The 20,475-nt window shown below is 64.5% G+C and carries 18 protein-coding genes and 2 riboswitches; all 18 genes read left to right on the forward strand.

The window, feature by feature from the left end:
* Window positions 1-111: 111 nt before the first annotated feature.
* The 18 genes from RY1_RS12390 to RY1_RS12470 all read left to right on the forward strand — a co-directional run bounded on the left by RY1_RS12390 (window position 112) and on the right by RY1_RS12470 (window position 20,475).
* Window positions 112-1,074 (forward strand): ABC transporter permease, encoded by a 963-nt coding sequence (locus RY1_RS12390; protein WP_072803870.1) that lies wholly within the window; start codon window positions 112-114, stop codon window positions 1,072-1,074.
* A 28-nt stretch (window positions 1,075-1,102) separates the two neighbouring features.
* Complete coding sequence (locus RY1_RS12395) at window positions 1,103-1,957, forward strand: ABC transporter permease (protein ID WP_072803871.1); 855 nt, start codon at window positions 1,103-1,105, stop codon at window positions 1,955-1,957.
* Window positions 1,954-3,669 (forward strand): dipeptide ABC transporter ATP-binding protein, encoded by a 1,716-nt coding sequence (locus RY1_RS12400; RefSeq protein WP_072803872.1) that lies wholly within the window; start codon window positions 1,954-1,956, stop codon window positions 3,667-3,669. The genes RY1_RS12395 and RY1_RS12400 overlap by 4 nt, the downstream gene beginning before the upstream one ends.
* On the forward strand, window positions 3,666-5,300 hold the full coding sequence (locus RY1_RS12405; protein ID WP_072803873.1) for an ABC transporter substrate-binding protein: 1,635 nt from the start codon (window positions 3,666-3,668) through the stop codon (window positions 5,298-5,300). The genes RY1_RS12400 and RY1_RS12405 overlap by 4 nt, the downstream gene beginning before the upstream one ends.
* A gap of 46 nt (window positions 5,301-5,346) precedes the next feature.
* Complete coding sequence (locus tag RY1_RS12410; RefSeq protein WP_072803874.1) at window positions 5,347-6,567, forward strand: amidohydrolase; 1,221 nt, start codon at window positions 5,347-5,349, stop codon at window positions 6,565-6,567.
* Window positions 6,568-6,591: 24 nt separating this feature from the next.
* Complete coding sequence (locus RY1_RS12415) at window positions 6,592-7,416, forward strand: class I SAM-dependent methyltransferase (protein ID WP_072803875.1); 825 nt, start codon at window positions 6,592-6,594, stop codon at window positions 7,414-7,416.
* Window positions 7,417-7,508: 92 nt separating this feature from the next.
* Window positions 7,509-7,606: riboswitch (SAM riboswitch) on the forward strand.
* A gap of 166 nt (window positions 7,607-7,772) precedes the next feature.
* Window positions 7,773-8,735, forward strand: a complete 963-nt coding sequence (locus RY1_RS12420; protein WP_072803876.1) for an amino acid ABC transporter permease — start codon at window positions 7,773-7,775, stop codon at window positions 8,733-8,735.
* Window positions 8,732-9,514, forward strand: coding sequence for an amino acid ABC transporter ATP-binding protein (locus RY1_RS12425; protein ID WP_072803877.1), 783 nt, complete (start codon window positions 8,732-8,734; stop codon window positions 9,512-9,514). Before RY1_RS12420 ends, RY1_RS12425 begins: the two co-directional genes overlap by 4 nt.
* Before the next feature lie 36 nt (window positions 9,515-9,550).
* Complete coding sequence (locus RY1_RS12430) at window positions 9,551-10,525, forward strand: ABC transporter substrate-binding protein (protein ID WP_072803878.1); 975 nt, start codon at window positions 9,551-9,553, stop codon at window positions 10,523-10,525.
* Between the two features lie 54 nt (window positions 10,526-10,579).
* The gene (gene solA / locus RY1_RS12435; protein WP_072803879.1) at window positions 10,580-11,662 is read left to right on the forward strand and encodes an N-methyl-L-tryptophan oxidase; all 1,083 of its coding nucleotides are present in this window, start codon (window positions 10,580-10,582) and stop codon (window positions 11,660-11,662) included.
* Window positions 11,663-11,885: 223 nt separating this feature from the next.
* Window positions 11,886-12,362: a GNAT family N-acetyltransferase gene (locus RY1_RS12440; protein ID WP_245819626.1), complete on the forward strand. Its 477-nt coding sequence runs from the start codon at window positions 11,886-11,888 to the stop codon at window positions 12,360-12,362.
* A complete protein-coding gene (locus RY1_RS12445; protein WP_072803881.1) occupies window positions 12,359-13,432 on the forward strand; it encodes an LLM class flavin-dependent oxidoreductase in 1,074 nt (357 codons plus the stop codon). Before RY1_RS12440 ends, RY1_RS12445 begins: the two co-directional genes overlap by 4 nt.
* Window positions 13,429-14,466 carry an LLM class flavin-dependent oxidoreductase gene (locus RY1_RS12450; RefSeq protein WP_072803882.1) on the forward strand — a complete coding sequence of 346 codons (1,038 nt, stop codon included), beginning with the start codon at window positions 13,429-13,431 and terminating at the stop codon, window positions 14,464-14,466. The genes RY1_RS12445 and RY1_RS12450 overlap by 4 nt, the downstream gene beginning before the upstream one ends.
* A gap of 6 nt (window positions 14,467-14,472) precedes the next feature.
* Entirely contained in the window at window positions 14,473-15,864 is a 1,392-nt protein-coding gene (locus tag RY1_RS12455) for an NtaA/DmoA family FMN-dependent monooxygenase (protein ID WP_072803883.1), read from the forward strand.
* Complete coding sequence (locus tag RY1_RS12460) at window positions 15,836-17,263, forward strand: MFS transporter (RefSeq protein WP_072803884.1); 1,428 nt, start codon at window positions 15,836-15,838, stop codon at window positions 17,261-17,263. Before RY1_RS12455 ends, RY1_RS12460 begins: the two co-directional genes overlap by 29 nt.
* On the forward strand, window positions 17,260-18,381 hold the full coding sequence (locus tag RY1_RS12465) for an LLM class flavin-dependent oxidoreductase (RefSeq protein WP_139279817.1): 1,122 nt from the start codon (window positions 17,260-17,262) through the stop codon (window positions 18,379-18,381). The genes RY1_RS12460 and RY1_RS12465 overlap by 4 nt, the downstream gene beginning before the upstream one ends.
* A 54-nt stretch (window positions 18,382-18,435) precedes the next feature.
* Window positions 18,436-18,554, forward strand: a riboswitch (SAM riboswitch).
* A 4-nt stretch (window positions 18,555-18,558) separates the two neighbouring features.
* Entirely contained in the window at window positions 18,559-18,714 is a 156-nt protein-coding gene (locus RY1_RS30995) for a putative leader peptide (RefSeq protein WP_371829471.1), read from the forward strand.
* Between the two features lie 144 nt (window positions 18,715-18,858).
* Window positions 18,859-20,475: an ABC transporter substrate-binding protein gene (locus RY1_RS12470; protein WP_072803886.1), complete on the forward strand. Its 1,617-nt coding sequence runs from the start codon at window positions 18,859-18,861 to the stop codon at window positions 20,473-20,475.

Genomic DNA, 20,475 nt, shown 5'->3' on the forward strand with positions numbered 1-20,475 from the left:
TGCAGACCCACGCGCGCCCACCCCGTCCTATCGTGTGTCGCAGTCGCACCGGGAGTTCCGTCCGTGCGACTCCATGACGAGCCCGTTCGACCGAGTGCACGACGAGGATCGATGAGTACCGACCAACTATCTCGCACGTCTTCGCTGAAGGGTGTGTCCGCGACGGCTCTTCGCCGTGTGCTCGGCGCCGCAGTGGTGCTGTGGCTCGCGGCGACGTCCACGTTCGTGGTGTTGAAGCTTGCCGGAGGAGATCCGGTCGCAAACATGCTCGGCGGCGGCGAAGCGGTGTCCACCGAAGAGATCCGGGCCGCCGTGACCCGTCAGCTCGGTCTCGACGAGCCCCTGTATCTGCAATACCTGCATTATCTGCAGGGCCTGCTCGCCGGTGATCTCGGTCAGTCGTACCAGCTCCGACGCCCCGTCTCGACGGTGATCGGCGGCCAGATCATGTCCACGATCGAATTGGCCTTCGCGGCTGCGCTTCTCGCGATCCTGCTCGCGGTGGTCAGCGGCGTCCTCGTCACCTCCCGCAACCGCAGGATCGGTCCGGTGGTTCAGTCGATCGAACTGCTGTTGGTGTCGACCCCGACGTTCTGGCTGGGCATCGTCCTGCTGACGGTGTTCTCGTTTCAGCTCGGCTGGTTTCCGGTCTCGGGTGATCAAGGACTGTCCTCGCTCGTGCTACCAGCGGTCGCCCTGGCGCTTCCCTTGGCCGCCGTCCTCGCTCAGGTCCTACGCGAAGGAATCGACAGGGCGTTGGAGCAGCCGTTCGTCATGTCGGTACGAGCCCGCGGCGTCACCGAGACCCGGGTGAAGTTCGGCCACGTGATCAAGCATGCCGCAGGGCCTGCCCTCAATGTGGCGGGCTGGTTCGTCGGCGGGCTGCTCGGCGGTGCGGTGCTCACCGAGGCTGTGTTCGGGCGGCCCGGCCTGGGGCAGATCGCGTTGCAGGGAGTGATCAATCGGGACATGCCGGTCGTCATGGCGGTCGTGCTGATCTCGTCGCTGGTCTACGTGGTGGTCAACACCGTGCTCGACATCGTGCACGAACGACTGGATCCGAGGATCCGATGAAGGGAAGTCCCGTGGACCGGAGTGCGCCATGGCAGTGATCGATCGCATCACCGACAGGCCCGTCTCCACTCCGACACGCAGTGGTGTCCTCCGGGCCGTCGTGCTGGGGGTGCCTGCACTTCTGATCCTGGTGGCTGCGGTGGCGCCGAGCATCCTGACCTCCACCTCACCGCTGGAGTCGAACCCGCGCACGGTACTGCTGCCACCGTCGTGGGAGCACCCGTTCGGCACCGATCAGATCGGGCGCGATCAGCTCGCGCGAGTCGTACACGGTGCGCAGTACTCGCTGTCGATCGGCGTGGGCGCAATCGTTCTCGCCGCCGTGGTCGGCCTGCTGATCGGGACGCTGTCCGGTCTGGCGCCGCGGGTGGTCGACGAGGCGGTCACGCGATTTCTCGACGTCGTCAACGCGTTCCCCGAGGTGCTGCTGGCATTGGTCGTCATCGCCGTCGTCGGGCCGGGACCGATCAACGTTCTGGTGGCGATCGGTGTCGCCTCGATCCCGAGATTCGCTCGGGTCGTGCGTGCCCAGGTGTTCGTTCTCCGCCACTCGGGGTGGGTCGAAATTGCGACAACGCAGGGCATGTCGTATCCGAGGCGCGTGTTCAAACACATCGTGCCGAATGTGCTCGGTCCGGTCGTGGTGCTCGGAACCATCGGAACGGGAACGGCGATGATCGCTGCGGCCGGCCTGAGTTTCCTGCGATTGGGGCCGCAACCGCCGATCCCGGAATGGGGCTCGATGCTGTCGGAAAGCCGTGACTACGTCCAATTGGGTTGGTGGCTCGCGGTTTTCCCCGGACTGGCAGTCCTGACGACGGTTGCCGTCGTCACCCTGATCGGCAGACGTGCGCAACGCCGCTTCGAAGGGCGGCTGCCATGACATCGCTCGGATTCGATCGCGTCACCGAGCACACAGTTGCTGCGACGTCTCTGATCGAGGTCGAGAATCTGACCGTCGACTTCACACGGGGCGGTGTCGTGACGCGGGCGGTGGACGGCGTCTCCTTCCGCGTGGAGGCAGGCCGATGCCACGCTCTGGTCGGCGAGTCCGGCTCCGGTAAGACGGTCACCGCTCGATCCCTCGTCGGACTCAATCCCGAATCGGCGACCGTCCGCGCGGATACCCTTCGGTTCGACGGCCAGGATCTGCTGTCCACGACCGACCGAGGTTGGCGGGACCTGCGCGGCAGCAGGATCGGCCTGGTACTGCAGGATGCCTTGGTCTCGCTCGATCCGCTGCAGACGATCGGCCGCGAGGTTGCCGAAGCCATCGAACCTCGACGACGCAGGTCACGGTCGTCGGAGCTCCGAGACCGCGCCGTCGAACTGCTCTCCGACGTGGGGATTCCCGACCCAGAACGACGCCTCGATCAGTACTCGCACGAGCTGTCGGGTGGGTTACGCCAGCGTGCGCTCATCGCGACCGCTGTTGCTCGGACCCCCGACGTCATCATCGCGGACGAACCGACGACCGCACTCGACACGACCGTGCAGAAACAGATCATCGAATTGCTGCGGTCGAGGCTCGAGCGGGGTGCTGCGCTCATTCTGATCAGTCACGATCTCTCGCTCGTCGCCGAGATCGCCGACGACATCACCGTCATGCAGAACGGTCGCGCCGTCGAGCAGGGCACACCGGCGGAGGTGTTCTTCGATCCGCAGGACCCGTACACCAGATCGCTGCTCGCGGCAGTGCCGACGGCAGCGGCGAAAGGATTCCGGCTGAGCGAATCCACTCGCCGTATTCCGTTGCCGGAGAGAAAGATCGACAGCGATCGGGTCGTGCTGGACGTGCGATCGGTATCGAAAACGTACTCGGGCAAAGGTGGATTCACCAGACGAGCCGTCGATGCCGTCGATCTGCGTCTGCACGCAGGGGAGACCGTGGGCGTGGTCGGGGAGTCCGGATCGGGCAAGACCACACTCATGCGGATCGCGCTCGGGTTGATCACCCCGGACGAGGGGACGGTCCTTCTCGACGGCGAGAGTTGGAGCCCGTCGGCGGAGCGGGCCAGACGTTCGAGGCGGTCGCGGCTTCAGTTGGTCTCCCAGGATCCTCTCGGCTCGTTCGATCCCCGCTACACCGTGGGCAGATTGGTGGCCGACGGTGTGGCCGCTGCAGGGGTGACGGGCAAGAGCCGTGATCGGCGGGTGGTGGAGTTGCTCGAGTCGGTCGGTCTCGACGAAACGTTCGTTGCGCGTCGCCCGTTGCAGTTGTCGGGTGGTCAGCGACAACGTGTTGCCATCGCCAGAGCGTTGGCTCCTGCACCTGCGGTCCTGGTGTGCGACGAACCGGTATCCGCGCTCGACGTCTCGGTTCAGGCGCAGGTTCTGGACCTGATCGCCGAGTTGCAGGCCAGGCACGGCACGTCGGTGTTGTTCGTCTCGCACGATCTCGGCGTGGTCCATCATGTGTCGGACCGAGTCGTCGTGCTCAGCGAGGGCCGAGTCGTCGAAACCGGTGAGGTCGGGTCCGTCTACCGAAATCCGACACACCCGTACACGAGAACTCTTCTCGACGCTGTCCCCAGACTTTCGGCCGCCGAGTCTCGGCGCCTACCCGAATCCTCACGTGCGCAAGGAGAACGATGAAAAGGCAGTATTTCCCGGTGGCGAGAACACTGCGAATCGCGGTGTCGACGGCCACTGCCATCGTCCTGGTGGCGAGTTGCTCGGGCGGGGGAGATTCGGACGCGTCGTCGGCCGGTGACCCGGTGACCGGCGGAACATTGACCTACGCGCTGGGCGCCGACATCGACTGCCTCGATCCTGCGAAGTCGCCGGGAAACTCGATCGTCGTCGGCAACATCGTGGATTCGCTTGTCTACCAAGACGTCGACGGCAACATTCAACCGTGGCTCGCGTCGTCGTGGGATGTGTCGGAGGACGGAACTCAGTACACCTTCGAGCTTCGGGACGGTGTGACGTTCAGCGACGGTACACCGCTCGATGCCGCCGCGGTCAAGTACAACTTCGATCGAATCAAGAACCCGGAGACCGGATCCAGTTATGCCGCGTCGGTGATCGGTGAATACGCCGAGGGCGTCGTGGAAGGGCCGTTGACGTTCCGGCTCGTGCTGAAGACGCCGGTGACGGCGTTGCTGCAGGGACTGTCGTTGGCGTACTTGGGTATTCAGTCGCCGACGTATCTGGAGGCGCAGGGATCGGATACGTGCGGATCGATCGTCGGTTCGGGCCCGTTCGTGCTGGATCAGGCGGTCAAGGGGCAGAGCTACACTCTGACCCGCCGCGACGGATACGACTGGCCGTTCGACGGGGCCGAGCACGAAGGCAACGCGTACCTGGACTCGGTCACCTACAACGTTGTCAGTGAGGGTTCGGTACGTGTCGGCGGATTGAGCTCCGGGCAGTACGATCTCGTCAATTCGATCGCGACGTCGCAGTTGGCAGCGGTCAAGGCGAACTCGCAGTTGGAGGTACTCGACTACACCGCGCCTGGCATCGCGAACGCGATCGCCATCAACGCGACGTCGCCGATCTTCTCCGATCTTGCTGTGCGCCAGGCATTCCAGAGTGCCGTCGACGTGGACACCCTGGTGTCCTCGGCCCTGTTCGGGCAGGTGGAACCGGCTCGCGGGCCGGTGTCGACGACGTCGAAGTACTTCGACGACACGGTCGCCGGCAGCTACGGTTACGATCCCGACAAGGCGAACCGCCTGCTGGACGAGGCGGGCTGGTCCGAGAAGAACGCCGACGGGATTCGAGTCAAGGACGGACGTCCACTGAAGCCCGTTCTGTTCACCTTCCCCGACCCGGCACAGGATCTGCTGTCCCTTCTCGCATCGATTCAGCAGGAGGTGCGCAAGGTCGGGATCGATCTCGACGTGCAGAGTTTCGACCGCACCACGTGGAACACCAAGATCAATGCCAACGAGTACGACCTTCATGTGCACTCCTATTTCCGAGCAGATCCGGACATCGCACGGACGGTGTACTCGACTGCATTCGAGCCCCCGAACGGTTACACGTTCGCACGTCCGCAGGATCCGGTGCTGGAGGACCTTCTGCAGCGGGGCTCGCGCACACCCGATGGTCCCGAGCGTCAGGACATCTACGAGAAGATCCAGCACGAGGTCATCGACCAGGGATTCTCGCTCCCGCTGTATGCGAACCAGCGGACGTTCGCGTACAAGACCGACGTGCACGGCGTTCGGGTCACCGGCACGTCGGTTCCGTATCTCTACGACGTGTGGGTCGGCTGATTCTCGCGTCCACAGTCCGGTTCGATCCCATCCGAAGGAAACGAAGATGACCACACTCACCGCTGTCCGGACGTCGCCGCTGCGTGCACTGTACGAGGACTTCCATCGTCACCCCGAGGTCGCGTTCGCCGAGCATCGCACAACGGCCGTCATCGCCGATCTATTGCGCGAGCGGGGACTGGAGGTGACGACGTCGGAGACGGTCACCGGTGTCGTCGCGACGCTGGCCAACGGCAAGGGGCCTGTCGTCGCGCTCCGCGCCGACATCGATGCGTTGCCGATTTCGGAACAGACGGGGGTGCGGTACACCAGTGAAACCGCGGCAATGCATGCGTGTGGTCACGACGTGCACATCACGTCGTTGATCGGCACGATCGACAGGTTGCTCGCCGAGCGGGCAACCTGGTCGGGGACCGTGGTGGCGATCTTCCAGCCGGCCGAGGAAGTCGGCTCGGGCGCTCGGGCGCAGATCGCGTCGGGGATATTCGCCGATCACCCTGCACCGGACGTGGTGCTCGGCCAGCACGCGAGTGGGGCACTGCCACCGGGAACGGTCGGGTCGAGGCCTGCGGTGTTGCAGGCCGCCGCCGATACGTGGCAGGTGACATTGCGCGGAGACGGTGGCCACGCGGCAGGCCCGCACAAGACCATGGACCTGATCGTGCTCGCCGCCGCGATCGTGCTGCGCCTGCAGACGATCGTCTCCAGGGAGGTGCCGCCGAACGAGACGGCCGTGGTGTCGGTGGGAACGATTCACGCGGGCACGGTCAGCAACATCCTTCCCGACGAGTTGACGTTCACGGTCAACGCGCGATCCTTCACCGAGGACGTGCGAGCGCTCATCGAGCGTGCGGTCAAACGTATCGTCGTCGCCGAGGCGCAGGCCAGTGGCTTACAGGAGGAACCGGAGTTCGAACACATCGTCCGGTTTCCGCTCAACGTCAACGACGCCGCCACCTACGCTGTCGTCCGGTCGGCGCTCGAGGACGAGTTCGACGCGGAGAGCTTCACCGTTGTCGACCCGGTGACGGGCTCGGAGGATTTCGGTGAGTTCGGCACGAGTTTCGGTGTGCCGTCGGTGTACTGGTTCTTCGGCACCGGTCTGGCCGAGGAAGTCGCCGACAGAGTGCCTGCACCGAATGGGCACAGCCCGTGGTACGCACCGGATCCCGAGATCGCGATCGCAACCGGCGTGCGTGCATTGACCGCGGTGGCGCTGCGCGCACTTCGTGAGACCGGTTCGCGTCACAGCGCACAGGCGCTCTAGCACCGACGCGGTGGTGGCCGGCGAATGGCGTGGGACGAATGGCGCTGGGACGAATCGCTTTTCGCCGGCAGTGCTCCCTACTACTCGCGCGGTAGGCTGCCCTACTCGCCGGCTCTTGCGGACACCGTTGCCCGCGCCCTGTCACTCGACGGCAGAGGTCGACTTCTGGACGTCGGCTGCGGGCCCGGCACCGTTGCGCTCGCTCTCGCCTCGCACTTCGACGTCGTCGTCGGCCTCGATCCCGACGACGGGATGCTCGCCGAGGCGGAACGAGAAGCTGCCGCTCGGTCGGTGACCGGCGTGCAGTGGGTTTCCGGACGCGCAGAGGACCTTCCCGGTGATCTCGGGAGATTCGACGTCGTGACCTTTGCGCAATCCTTCCACTGGACGGACCGACACCGGGTGGCCGCGATCGTGCGCTCGATGCTGGAGCCGGGTGGTGCCCTCGTCCACATCAGCGATTCGAAGGACGCGGGCCGGGCGGGCGAGTCGGCGCCACCGTTCTCTGCGATGCACGATCTGGCGGTCGAGTATCTGGGCCCGCTGCGGAGGGCAGGGCAGGGTGTGCTGGTCGCAGGCACACCGAGCGGCGAGGACTCGATATTTCGGAGCGCGGGCTTCCCCGGGGTCGACAGGATCGTGGTTCCTGCGGGCGGCGTGGTTCGCCGGGATGTCGACGACGTCGTTGCCTGGGTGTTCTCGCAATCGAGTACCGCGCCGCACCTGTTCGGGGACCGAGTGGGTGACTTCGAGCATGACCTCAGGGCGCTCCTGCGGCGGGCAGCGCCGGACGGTGTGTTTTTCGAACATCCGCCGGACACGGAGGTGAAGATCTGGCGCAAGGTTTGAAATCATCATGATTTCAAGCCGAAGTGACAGCGCCCCAACAAAAACCGATTGCGGATACTTGACGGTTGCACTAGTGGGCGCATACATTCACCTCACCATCCAGAGCGACCGAGAGACCTTGGCTCTACGACGTCGCAGCAACCCCCTTCCTCACGGAAGGTGTGGGTGCTACCGCCAGGACCGATGGAGGAAACATGTGTAGCGCTACATGGCGACGTCTTCACGTCGATCTGTGTCGTATAGGTACCTGTACCTGTACTGACGCTTGATTCTCACTGCACAGCTCTCACTGCACGGCTCTCCCCACACACTTACTTCGACGCGAAGGCTTCATTCATCATGCATGCACCCCTCCGGTGGTCCCGGTGACTCAGTTGGAAGCCCGGCCGACGCCGGTCGAGACGGTGATCGGCGACGAAGACCTGGTCGTCGCCCGCAAATGGCATCCATGGCGATGGGTGATCAGTATTGCAGTCCTCGTCGTCGTTGCCCAGTTCCTTCACGGCTTCGCCACCAACCCCGGCTGGGATTGGGGGACTTTCGCGGATTATTTCACGGCGCCATCGATCCTGTCGGCCCTGTGGTTGACCATTCAGCTGACGTTCTGGGGCACTCTCTTCGGCTTCGTGATCGGCATCGCGCTGGCGATCGCGAGGTTGTCGAACAACCCCGTTCTTCAGGTCATCTCCTGGTTCTACATCTGGGCGTTCCGATCCATTCCGTTGATCGTGCAGCTGTTGTTCTGGTTCAACCTCGCGTACCTGTATCAGACGCTGTCGCTGGGAATTCCGTTCGGCCCGGCCTTCTTCGAGTTCAACGTCAACAGCGTGATCAGCGGGTCGACTGCGGCCATTATCGGTCTGGCATTGCACCAGGCTGCGTACTCGGCCGAGATCGTTCGCGCCGGCATCATCTCGGTGGATCAGGGCCAACTGGAGGCATCTGCTGCTCTCGGCATCCCGAAGCGGCGCGAGTTCTTCAAGATCGTTCTGCCGCAGGCGATGCGCGGCATTCTGCCCAATGCTGCCAACGAGGTCATCAGCCTCTTCAAGGGCACGTCCATCGTGTCCGTCATGGCCATCGCGGAGCTGTTCTACCAGGTACAGGTGGTGTACGGACGCAACGGTCGTGTCGTGCCCCTGCTGATGGTCGCAACCGTCTGGTACATAGTGCTGACGTCGATCCTGTCGGTCGTGCAGTTCTACGTCGAGCGGCACTACGCCAAGGGCGCGGTGCGCAACATTCCGCTGACGCCGATCCAGAAGCTGCGAAAGAAACTCGCCGAGATCACGCTCGCACCACGAGGAGCGACGCGATGACCGCGCTTCCGGAGAAGTCCGAGTTCGCCGTCGAGGTACGCGGGGTTCACAAATCGTTCGGCGCGAACGAAGTACTCAAAGGCGTCGACCTGGTGGTACGCCCTGGTGAGGTCACCGTCATCATCGGGCCGTCGGGATCGGGCAAGTCCACATTGCTCCGCAGCCTCAATCACCTGGAGAAGGTGGACAAGGGCACCGTCCGTGTCGACGGAGACCTGGTCGGATATCGGCGCAAGGGCGACAAGCTGCACGAGCTGAGCAACAAGGAGATTCTCCGCCAGCGCTCGCAGATCGGCTTCGTGTTCCAGAACTTCAATCTGTTCCCGCACCTGACGGCGCTCGAGAACATCATCGAAGCTCCGATCTCGGCGCAGAAGCGCGATCGGGCCGAGGTGGAAATCGAAGCGAAGGAACTTCTCGAGCGCGTCGGTCTGGCCGACAAAGCACACGACTATCCGCGCAGACTCTCCGGTGGCCAACAGCAGCGTGTCGCCATTGCGCGTGCACTCGCGCTGCGGCCGAAGGTGATCCTCTTCGACGAGCCCACCTCTGCGCTCGACCCGGAACTGGTCGGTGAAGTCCTCGAAGTCATCCGCGGCCTCGCACGAGACGGGGCAACCCTGGTCATCGTGACCCACGAGGTCGGATTCGCCCGCGAGATCGCCGATACCATCGTCTTCATGGACGACGGCCTGATCGTCGAACAGGGCACGCCCACACAGCTTCTCGACAGTCCTACCGAGGAGCGCACCAAGGCGTTCCTCGCGCACGTCCTCTGAATCCAGCGTCACTTTCACAGAAAACAAGGAACAATCATGTCCAGATCCACCAGACGTCTCGCGGTACTCGCCTCGGCGGCCGTCGCCGTTGCACTGACTGCGTCCGCCTGCAGTGAGCCCGAGGCCGAGAGCAGCGTCACCGCCTCCGACGGCGTCACGTACGACGTATCACCCGAGCAGTCCGGCCGCATCCATGTCGACAAGGTCGACGAGATCGCCGCGAAGGTGCCCCAGGCAATCCGCGACCGCGGAACTCTGATCGTGACGGGCTCGGTCGGATCGACTCCGCCGCTCAGTTTCTACGCAACCGACGACAAGACCACCGTCGGATCCGAGATCGACATCGCGTACTTGATCGCCGACACTCTCGGCCTGCAGTACGAGGGCAATACCGCCGACTGGGCACAGAACTTCGTCAAGATCGACTCGGGTGAGAACGACGCGTTCATCTCCAATGTCACCGTGACCGAAGAGCGTAAGGACAAGTACGACTTCGCGACGTACCGTCTCGACAACCTCGCGTTCGAGGCACCGAAGGACAGTGGTTGGACCGTCGAAGGCCGTAAGGATGTCGCGGGCAAGAAGATCGGCGTCGGTTCCGGCACCAACCAGGAACAGCTGCTCGTCGACTGGAACGCGCAGAACGTCGCCGAAGGCCTCGCTCCTACCGAGATCGCCTACTACCAGAACGCATCCGACTACTACCTCGCACTCGGCTCGGGACGTATCGACGGTTACTTCGGCCCCAACCCGTCCGCGGTCTACCATTCGTCGAGCACGGGTGAGACCGAAGTGATCGGCACCTTCTCCGGTGCAGGAGAGAACCTGCAGGGTGAAATCGCAGTGCTCGTCAAGAAGGACAACGGACTCATCGAGCCCATTCAGGAAGCCCTCAACCACGTCATCGAGGACGGTAGCTACCAGGAGGTGCTCGACAAGTGGGGCCTGCAGTCCGAGGCCGTCACCGAGTCGGTCATCAACCCTCCCGGCTTGCCCCGCAAGGCTCCGTAAATCTCCGCCCTCGTTCGATCGAATGCAGTAAGAAAATGCAGTAGGAAAGTAGTCATGAACGTAGTAGTCGTCGGCGGCGGCGTCATCGGAGCGGCATCGGCGTGGAATCTCGCCAAGCGTGGCCACGATGTCACCCTGATCGAGCAGTTCCAGCCCGGCCACAAGAACGGTGCGTCGCACGGGTCGTCGCGGATTTTCCGTCACGCCTATGCCGACGACTACTACGTCAGCCTCGCCGCCCGCGCATATACGCTGTGGCGCGAGCTCGAAACCGACACCGGTACAGACCTTCTCACCATCACCGGTGCGGTCGACCACGGCCCGGCCGATATCGTGCAACCGCGAATCGACGCGTTGGCACGGTTCGGCTTGGCCGGTGAGGTGCTCGACCCGGCCGAGGCGCAGCGGCGCTGGCCGGGAATGAAGTTCGACACCACGGTGCTCCATCACCCCGACGCTGGTCGGCTGCACGCCGACCGGAGCGTCGCGGCCTTCGCCGCGGCAGCCGAAAAGCTGGGCGCCCGAATCGAATACGGCAGTGCCGTGCGTGAGATTCGCAACACCGAGGTCTCCACCGACTCCGCCACGTTCTCCGCCGATCACATCGTCGTCGCCGGAGGTGCATGGACGTCGTCGTTGGTCTCCGCCCACGTGCCGCTGCCCCGGTTGGTGACCACGCAGGAACAACCTGCACACTTCCTCCCGACCATCGACGCAGCGTGGCCGAGTTTCGTCCACCACCCGGGTGCAGAACTGCAGACCGAGGGAATCTACGGTCTGTCGTCCGAGGACGGGGTGAAGATCGGTGAGCACGGCACCGGTCCGATCATCGAGCCGGATACGCGAGACTTCGTACCGATTCCCGATGGCGTGGAGCGGTTGAAGGACTATGCGCGTGCATGGCTGCCCGGCGTCGATGTCGACTCCGCGGACCCGCTGACGTGCCTCTACACGACCACTCCCGACTCCAACTTCGTCGTCGACAGAAGCGGAGATCTGACGATCGCAGCCGGCTTCTCCGGGCATGGGTTCAAATTCGCACCGGCGGTCGGTGAACTGGTCGCCGATCTGGTCGACGGCCGTGCACCCTCGACGAGTCTGTTCCGATTCGGTCCGCGAACGTCCCCGACCGTCTAGGCCAGGAAAAAAACTTTCCGGCGATCGGGAATGGATCGGCGTCGACGCCGGTTCGTACAACTGGCCGGCCCTGACAACTGCATACCCATCCAGAGCGACCGAGAGACCTTGGCTCGACGACGTCGCAGCAACCATCACGCGCGCGCGTGCGGGTGCTCCCGCCAGGACCGATGGAGGAGAAATACGAGTGAGTACGCCTACCGATACACCAACCCTTCAGTTCGTGGCAGTGCACCAGACCGATCCGCTTGCTGCGCCTCTGATCGAGGAACTTGCCCTCGAATATGCAACTCGGTACGGCCGTACGCCGGGGGAGCAGTACAGCGAACTGAAGGCGTATCCGGCAGAAGAGTTCGAACCCCCGCGGGGCGCGCTGATCGTCGCGATTTCGGACGGCGTTCCCGTTGCAGGCGGAGCGTTCAGGCAGTTCGATTCCTCGACCGCAGAGCTCAAGCGCATCTGGACCGCGTCGAGTCATCGCAAGCGGGGGTACGGCAAGTTGGTGGTCGCCGAGCTGGAACGGATTGCAGGCGAGCGAGGTTACTCGCGGATCTACCTGACCACGGGGTGGCGTCAGCCGGAGGCCGTGGCTCTGTACCTGGCCACCGGGTACACCGCGCTCTACGATCCGAACCTTCCCTCCGAGGAAGTCGGCGCACACGCGTTCGAGAAGTTCCTCGACTGTGTGGGTGCATCATGAAGTTTCTGCTGATGACGCTGATCTCGCATCAGCCGGACCCGATCTCGCAGGAGAAGAAGACGCCGGCCGAGCGACTGCGGGACGTCGTCGAGACAGCTGTGCTCGCCGAAGAACTGGGTTTCGACGGTTTTGCCGTCGGCGAGCGACACGAGGATCCGTTCATCTCGTCCTCACCGCCCGTCGTGCTGAGCAATATCGCCGCGCGTACGTCGACGATTTCGTTGTTCACGGCTGTTACGACCTTGAGCTTGCTGGATCCGGTGCGCGCCTTCGAGGATTACTCCACACTGGACAACCTGTCCGGTGGGCGTCTGGAATTGATCATCGGAAAGGGCAACGGCGCAGCGCAGGCCGAGTTGTTCCATGTGACGCCCGACGACCAATGGGACCGCAATCGCGAAGGTTACGAACTGTTTCGGGCCCTGTGGGAGAGCGACAGCGTCACGTGGTCCGGTCGATTCAGGCCGTCACTCGTCGAGGCCAAGGCGTTGCCGAGGCCTCTGCAATCGCGTATCCGTGTGTGGCACGGTAGCGCGACGAGCAAGAGTTCCGTCGACCTGGCTGCGCGGTACGGCGATCCGATCTTCTCGGCCAATGTCACCAACCCGATCGAGCCGTACGCCGAACTGATTCGGCACTATCGGCAGCAGTGGGAGTTCTACGGACATCGCCCCGAGGATGCGCTCGTCGGCGCGGGGACTGCCGGATTCCACATCGCGGAGACGTCGCAGGAAGCCGTCGCTGCATATCGATTCACGTTCGAGGCGCGTCTGGCTGCGCAGCGGAGTGCAGGTTTTCCCGTCGTCTTCGATTCGGTCGAGGATCTGGTCGAGCGTGGTTCGGCGTTGATCGGCAGCCCACAGCAGGTGATCGACAAGGTCGGTCGCTATCACGAGCAGTTCGGGCACGAGGTCATCCACCTCAGTGCCGATGCCGACGGTGTGACGCCCCAGCAGCAACGTCGCAGTCTCGAATTGTTCCAATCGGCGGTTGCACCCGTTCTGCGCGAGCGGATTTCCAGCAGACCGCTCGCATCCCAACGTTCCACCCTGAAAGAGGTTCTGGTATGAGTGTTTTCGCCCTGGGCATCGAGTTGGACGGGGAGGGAAACCATCCGGCCGCGTGGCGCCGCGCAGGCCACGCACCGAACGAGTCTCTCACCGGACGTGTTCTGAAGCAGCGAGTCGCGGCGGCGGAGAACGCCGGATTCACCTACGCCACGTTCGACGACTCGATCGTCCCTCCGTCGGGGGACATCCGGGCGCGCGTCGACGCGGTCAATCGTGCCTCGTACGTCGCGGCGACGACGTCCACCCTCGGGTTGGTGCCGGTCGTGGGAACCACCTATGCCGAGCCGTTCCATACTTCCTCGCAGTTGGCGACACTCGATTACTCCTCGCGCGGACGCGGCGGTTGGATCCCGGTCCGCGTCGACGACCCTGCTGCAGCTCGGGCGTGGGGACGACCGGAGGTCACCGATGCCGCCGATCGTGATCGTGAGCAACGTGATTCGATCACGGTCGTGCGCTCGCTGTGGGATTCCTGGGAAGACGACGCGGTCGTCCGCGACTATGCGAGCGGTCGGTTCCTCGATCGGGACAAACTGCACTACGTCGACTTCGAAGGCGAATCGTTCACCGTGAAAGGTCCCGCCATCGTGCCGAGGCCACCGCAGGGGCAGTTGGTGGTCTTCGGTACCGAGGCGGACCGCGACCAGGTCGACGTCGTTCTGGTTCAGCGCCCGCCGACCGAGCGAGGTGAAGGACTGACCGTCGTCGAAATCGATGTCACGCTCGATACCCGCGAGATCTCCGCTGCCGATCGGCTGGCGGCACTCGATGCGCACTCGGCACGCACGCCGTCGCCTCGGCTCGAGTACTCGGGCAGCGCAACGGGTCTCGCCGAGCTGCTCACCGACATCGCAGCCACGGCCGACGGAGTTCGGCTCTTCCCCACCGTCATCGACGAAGATCTCCCGGCTCTCGGCCGCCTCGTGCTTCCCGTGCTGTTCAAATCCGGTGTCGCCCATCGTCCGGTGCCCGGTTCGACACTGCGTGGCAACTTCGGACTCACGCGCCCGGCAAATCGTTACGAGAGGGTCTGATCGGCCATGTCTGTTCCCCGTCCGAACGCACACGTCCACTTCGGTGTGTTCTTCCAAGGCGTCAATCACACCACCGTCTGGTCGGACCCCGCGAGTGGGTCACAGATCGACTTCGAGACCTTCCGCCACATGATCTCCACCGCCGAGAAGGGCCTGTTCGACGCCTTCTTCCTCGGTGAAGGTCTGCGACTTCGTGAGCAGCAGGGCAAGATCCTCGACCTCGACATCGCCGGTCGACCCGACGCGATCGCCCAGCTGTCCGCGCTGGCAGGCATCACCTCGCACATCGGGCTCGTCGCAACGCAGAACACGACGTACAACGAGCCGGGCGATCTGGCAAGAAGGCTGGCCGGGCTCGACATCCTGTCCGGTGGCCGGGCCGGCTGGAACGCCGTCACCACCGACAATGCGTGGACCGGGGAGAACTTCCGCCGCGGCGGGTTCCTCGACCACGAGCTGCGTTACGAGCGTGCAGGGCAGTTCATTCGTACCGCGCGTGCGATCTGGGATGGCTGGTCCGACGACGCTCTGGCAACCAGCTCCGGCGCAGCATCCTGGTCCACCGACGATGCAGTACAGCACCTCTCGCGTTCGAGTTCGCAGTTCGACGTCGATATCGATTCGACTCTGCCGCGCAGTGCACAGGGGCATCCGGTGATCTTCCAGGCCGGGGACTCGCCGACGGGCCGTGATTTCGCGGCGGCCAACGCCGACGTCATCTTCTCGCGTCACGGAACGCATTTCGAGGAGGCGTTGACGTTCGCCAACGACATCCGCGCGCGGCTCCGGGCCGCCGGTCGGCCGGACGACGACATCAAGATTCTGCCGGGCACTCAGATCGTGTTGGCGGAGAACGCCGCCGAGGTCGAGGAGAAGGAACGCTGGGTCCGCGAGGGCCAGTTCACCGGCCAGACGGCACTCTCCCTCGTCGGATTGGTGTGGGGCCGCGACCTGTCCGATCTCGACCCCGACGGACCGTTGCCGGCCGACGACCCCGTCCCCGCACCGATCTCGGTGACACGCGGTGCGTTCCGCGACGGCAAGGATCCGATCCAGCTGGCACGAGAATGGCGGGCACTGGCCGAGGCCAAGAATCTCTCGCTCCGCGAGGTCGCCATCGAGACGTCGCAGCGCTCGGGTTTCGCGGGCACACCGGGCCAGGTAGCCGACGAGCTCACCAAGTGGGTCCGTGAGGGAGCGACCGACGGGTTCAACATCTCGCCGTACATCGTTCCCGGTGGGTTGGACGAGATCGTCGAGTGGTTGGTGCCGGAACTGCAGGAGCGCGGTGCATACCGCACGGAGTACACCTCCGACACCCTGCGCGGTCACCTCGGGCTCCGCGAGCCGCTGACGCGTAGAAAGTCCGGTGAGACCGATATCAGCGCTGCAGGCTGACGCTCGGGAACAGACCGCTGCCAGTTCGCGCAGAGATGTCTTCGTCTGCGCAGCAGCCGGTTTCACCACCCTGCTCGACTCCGCGGTACTCGGTATCGGAATCCCGGCGATACGGGGCTCCCTCGACGCCGGTACCGCGGAGGTGCAATGGATCCTGGCAAGTTATTCGCTGACGTTCGGCCTTGCGCTCGTACCCGCGGGCAGATTGGGCGACGTCATCGGTCGTCGTCGACTCTTCCTGTTCGGTCTGTCGTTGTTCGCGGTGATGGGTCTGCTCGGCGCAGTCGCGGCGGAGCCGTGGATGATCGTCGCGGCCCGGCTGGGTCAGGGGATCGGTGCGGGAACCGTCAGCTCGCAGGTGCTGGGGATCATCACCGATCGCTACAAGGGCAAGGAGCGCGCACAAGCGCTCGGGGCGTACAGCACTGCGGGCGGGCTCGCGGGCCTGATCGGACCTGTACTCGGCGGAGCGCTCCTCGGTGTCGCGAGCCCGGACGTGGGCTGGCGACTGCTGTTGGTTCTCAACGTCCCGTTCGCCGTCATCACGTTGATCGCTGCCGCGCTGTGGCTCCGACGCGACGAGGCACGCCGGAGCGGTGCGAGCATCGACATCGTCGGACTGATCGCACTCGCGGTGGCGACGCTGCTTCTGCTGCTGCCGATGGTGTCCTCGCTCGGGCCGATCTTCGCCACCGTGTCGGTTCTCGGCTCCGCCGCGACACTGTGCGGATTCTGGTTCTGGGAACGGCATTTCGCTGCAGGCGGCGGAACTCCCGTGCTGCTCCCAGCGCTGCTGGCCTCGCGCGGATACACGCTGGGAACGCTGGTGGCGATGTTCTGGTTCGGCGCTGTGCTCGCTCTCAACGCGGTACTGAGCCTCTACCTGATCGAAGGGTTGGGATACCCCGCGCTGCAGGCGGCGCTCATCATGGCGGGCAGTTCGCTGCTGATGGCGGTGACGTCGGCGTTCGGGTGGCGGATCGTTGCACGGCTCGGTAGAACCGCAGTGGTCGGAGCCGTCGTGCTCGAGTTGCTCGTGGTCGCAGGCTATGTCGGGGTGGTCAACGTGGTGCCCCGCGAGTACACGGTCCTCTCGTTCGCGGTCCTGGCCGTATTCTCCGGCATCGCAAGCGGATTCGTCGACGCACCCAACCGCGGCATGACGCTCGAATACGCACCCGCCGGGGCCAACGGCGTCGCCGCAGGATTTCTGCAACTGTCCCAGCGATTGTCGGCGACGATATCGTTGGCTGCGGTGTCCGGCATCTACCTCGGCATACTCGCCGCAGACTCCGAGGATTTCGGCCGGGCAGTCGGCGGCGGACTCGGGGTGTGCGGCCTGATGCTCGTGGCATCTCTCGTATGTGCGGTAGTGGACGGACGAAGGAGGCGGGTATGAAGTTTTCGTGGTTTCTTCCGACCGGAGGTGACGACGAGCGTCTCGGCGGCAGCTCGCACGGCGTCGCGATCGGTGGTAGCTCGCAGTCGGTCAGCGACACCGGCCATCGGGACGCCTCCCTTGCGTACCTGACCGAACTCGCGCAGACCGTCGACCGCCTCGGCTTTCATGCCGTCCTGACCCCGACCGGCGGTCACTGCGAGGACGCCTGGCTCGTCACCTCCGCACTCATCGCCGCAACCCGCGACCTCAAGTTCCTCGTCGCTTTTCGGCCGGGCGCCGTGGCGCCGGTGTTGTCGGCACAGATGGTCAGCACGTTCCAGCGATTGTCGGGTGGCAGGGCACTGCTCAACGTCGTCGTCGGTGGTGACGACGCCGAGCAGCGTGCCTACGGCGACACACTGGGCAAGGACGAGCGATACCGTCGGGCCGAGCGGTTCCTCGAGATCGCCCGCGCAGTGGGTGATGGCCGACCCGTGGCCGTCGACGACGAGTACTACACGGTCGACCGCCCGAGCGGAGCCGGATTCAGCGGCTACGCACCGGTGCCCATGCCGGATGTGTATCTCGGCGGGTCTTCGGACGGCGCGATCGACGTCGCGGCCGCCCAGGCGGATGTGTTCCTGACCTGGGGTGAGCCGCCTGCCCAGGTTGCCGAGAAGGTGGCCGTCGTCAAGGATGCGGCGCGTAGGCGTGGCCGTGAGATCCGCGGCGGGATCCGGTTGCACGTCATCACACGGGAGACGTCCGACGAGGCGTGGGCAGCGGCGGAGAACCTGATCTCCGGGCTGGACGACGACCTGATCGCCCGGCGCCAGGAGGCGCTGCGGGGTATCGGCTCGGAAGGCCAGCGTCGAATGTTGGACCTGCACGGCGGTGATCGCGAGAAGTTGGTCGTGTCACCGAACCTGTGGGCCGGATTCGGGCTCGTCCGGGGCGGAGCGGGAACGGCCCTGGTGGGCAGCCACGACGAGGTGGCCGAACGTATCTCCGAGTACCGCGACGCAGGGATCGAGGAGTTCATCTTCTCGGGTTACCCGCACCTGGAAGAGGCCGTCCACTTCGGGGAAGGCGTGATCCCGCGCTTTCAGCATGCGAATTCCCCGGTTACCAGCTAGGAAAAGACCCCAATTGGCGTCGACGGGGTAACAGCTCGTACACTCGAGCACGTAACACCATCCAGAGCGACCGAGAGACCTGGCTCTACGACGTCGCAGCAACCCCCCGAGGGCACCGGTCACACACGACACGATGCTTCGGGAGCGGGTGCTACCGCCGGGAACGATGGAGGATCGATGCGCACCACCGACCGTGCTCGTTCACAGGGCCGTGCTTATTCACAGGGCCGTGCTTGTTCGCAGAGCCGGGCACTCGGTGCGGGCTTCGTCGACTCGTGGGGCCGCATACACGTCGACCTGTGCCGTGTGACGGGTTGCATCTGTCTCGACTGAGTCTTCTCGGTCGGGCATTTTTTCGTTCCACCCCTCTGTTGTTCACCCCCCCGTTGTTCACCCCTTTGTCGTCCTCACTGCAGCGCGCCCCGACGTCGTGGCAGCTGTGTGTTCGGCCGTCCCCGAAAGATCCGGAGTAACTCGGTGTCCTCACGATCCGTACGCGTAGGCGTCGGTGCGCTCGCTGCCCTCAGCGTCGTTCTGACCGCCTGTGGCGGAAGTTCCACATCCACCTCTGCCGATGCCGGTGATCCCACGTCCGGCGGCACGCTGCGCTACGGGCTGTCAGGAGCACCGACTTGCTCGGATCCGGCGCAGTCCGGTACCAACCAGACCATCTACGTCGTGCGGCAGATCGTCGATTCGCTCACCGACCAGGATCCCGAGACCGGTGAGATCACCCCGTGGCTCGCCGACAGCTGGGAGGTCTCCCCGGACGCCTCGTCCTTCACCTTCACGCTGAAGGACGGCGCGACGTTCAGCGACGGAACTCCGGTCGACGCCGAGGCGGTCAAGGCCAACTTCGATTCGATCGTCAACGTGTTGGGCGGCGCCAAAGCGGCACTCGCGGCAAGCTATCTGTCGGGTTACACGGGCACCACAGTCGTCGACCCGCTGACGGCTCGCGTGGACTTCAGCGGCCCCAATGCGCAGTTCCTGCAGGCGACCTCGACGGCACAGCTGGGTATCCAGTCACCCGAGACCGTGGCGCAGCCTGCCGAAGCGCGGTGCCTGGGCACCAACATCGGCAGTGGCCCGTTCACGTACGCCGACTACCAGCAGGACAAGTCGGTCACGCTGGCCAAGCGGGCGGGCTACAGCTGGGGTTCGGCAGCGTTCGGCCACGAGGGTGAGGCGTACCTGGACAAGATCGAGTTCACCGTCGTCCCCGAATCGGGCGTACGTACCGGCAGCCTCTCCTCGGATCAGCTCGACGCGGTCAGCGACGCGTTGCCGCAGGATGCGCCGCAGATCGAGGCCACTGGCGGACAGATCCTGACGACCTCGAATCCGGGCATTCCGTTCGGCTTCCAGCCCAACGTCACTCGCGGAGTACTGCAGGATCCCGAGGTCCGTAAGGCGCTCGTGCCGGCGATCAACCGTCAGGAACTCGTCGACACCGTGCTCGGTTCCGACTTCAAGCCCGCCACGAGCACGCTGGCGAGCAAGACACCCGGGTACACCGAACTGGCCGATGTGACCTACGACCCCGAGAAGGCCAAGTCGATCCTCGATGCCGCAGGGTGGGTTCCAGGAGCCGACGGCATCCGTGAGAAGGATGGCCAGAAGCTCAGCTTCAAGGTTCTCTTCAGCGCGGTGTTCGCAGGAAACCAGGCGATTCTCGAACTGACGCAGCAGCAGCTACGCGACGTCGGTGTCGACCTGCAGCTGGAGCTGGTCTCCAACTCGGAGGCGACTGCGCGTCAGGGCACCAAGGACTACGACTCCACGTACTACAACAGCACGCGCGCCGACGGCGACATCCTGCGCACGACATTTGCTGTCGACGGCCGAAACCTCAATGCACGCGGTCCGATCCCGGAGCTCGACGCCTTGCTCACACAGGAGCTGGCCACCACGGACACCACCGAGCGCAACGAGATCATCGAGCAGGCGCAGCAGCAGGTTCTCGACAACGGCCTGTGGATTCCGACCATTGAGTTGTCCCAGGCGATCGGCGCCGGCCCGAACGTGCAGGACCTGAAGTTCGAGGCATCGGCTCGTCTGCAGTTCTTCGACACCTGGCTGAGCGGACAGTAA

Source organism: Rhodococcus yunnanensis NBRC 103083 (genome assembly GCF_001895005.1).
GTDB lineage: Bacteria > Actinomycetota > Actinomycetes > Mycobacteriales > Mycobacteriaceae > Rhodococcoides > Rhodococcoides yunnanense.

Excerpts from the sequence above, each read along its gene's own strand:
- RY1_RS12390 (WP_072803870.1), top strand. The coding sequence starts at position 112 with ATGAGTACCGACCAACTATCTCGCACGTCTTCGCTGAAGGGTGTGTCC.
- RY1_RS12395 (WP_072803871.1), top strand. The coding sequence starts at position 1,103 with ATGGCAGTGATCGATCGCATCACCGACAGGCCCGTCTCCACTCCGACA.
- RY1_RS12400 (WP_072803872.1), top strand. The coding sequence starts at position 1,954 with ATGACATCGCTCGGATTCGATCGCGTCACCGAGCACACAGTTGCTGCG.
- RY1_RS12405 (WP_072803873.1), top strand. The coding sequence starts at position 3,666 with ATGAAAAGGCAGTATTTCCCGGTGGCGAGAACACTGCGAATCGCGGTG.
- RY1_RS12410 (WP_072803874.1), top strand. The coding sequence starts at position 5,347 with ATGACCACACTCACCGCTGTCCGGACGTCGCCGCTGCGTGCACTGTAC.
- RY1_RS12415 (WP_072803875.1), top strand. The coding sequence starts at position 6,592 with ATGGCGTGGGACGAATGGCGCTGGGACGAATCGCTTTTCGCCGGCAGT.
- RY1_RS12425 (WP_072803877.1), top strand. The coding sequence starts at position 8,732 with ATGACCGCGCTTCCGGAGAAGTCCGAGTTCGCCGTCGAGGTACGCGGG.
- RY1_RS12430 (WP_072803878.1), top strand. The coding sequence starts at position 9,551 with ATGTCCAGATCCACCAGACGTCTCGCGGTACTCGCCTCGGCGGCCGTC.
- solA (WP_072803879.1), top strand. The coding sequence starts at position 10,580 with ATGAACGTAGTAGTCGTCGGCGGCGGCGTCATCGGAGCGGCATCGGCG.
- RY1_RS12445 (WP_072803881.1), top strand. The coding sequence starts at position 12,359 with ATGAAGTTTCTGCTGATGACGCTGATCTCGCATCAGCCGGACCCGATC.
- RY1_RS12450 (WP_072803882.1), top strand. The coding sequence starts at position 13,429 with ATGAGTGTTTTCGCCCTGGGCATCGAGTTGGACGGGGAGGGAAACCAT.
- RY1_RS12455 (WP_072803883.1), top strand. The coding sequence starts at position 14,473 with ATGTCTGTTCCCCGTCCGAACGCACACGTCCACTTCGGTGTGTTCTTC.
- RY1_RS12465 (WP_139279817.1), top strand. The coding sequence starts at position 17,260 with ATGAAGTTTTCGTGGTTTCTTCCGACCGGAGGTGACGACGAGCGTCTC.
- RY1_RS30995 (WP_371829471.1), top strand. The coding sequence starts at position 18,559 with ATGCGCACCACCGACCGTGCTCGTTCACAGGGCCGTGCTTATTCACAG.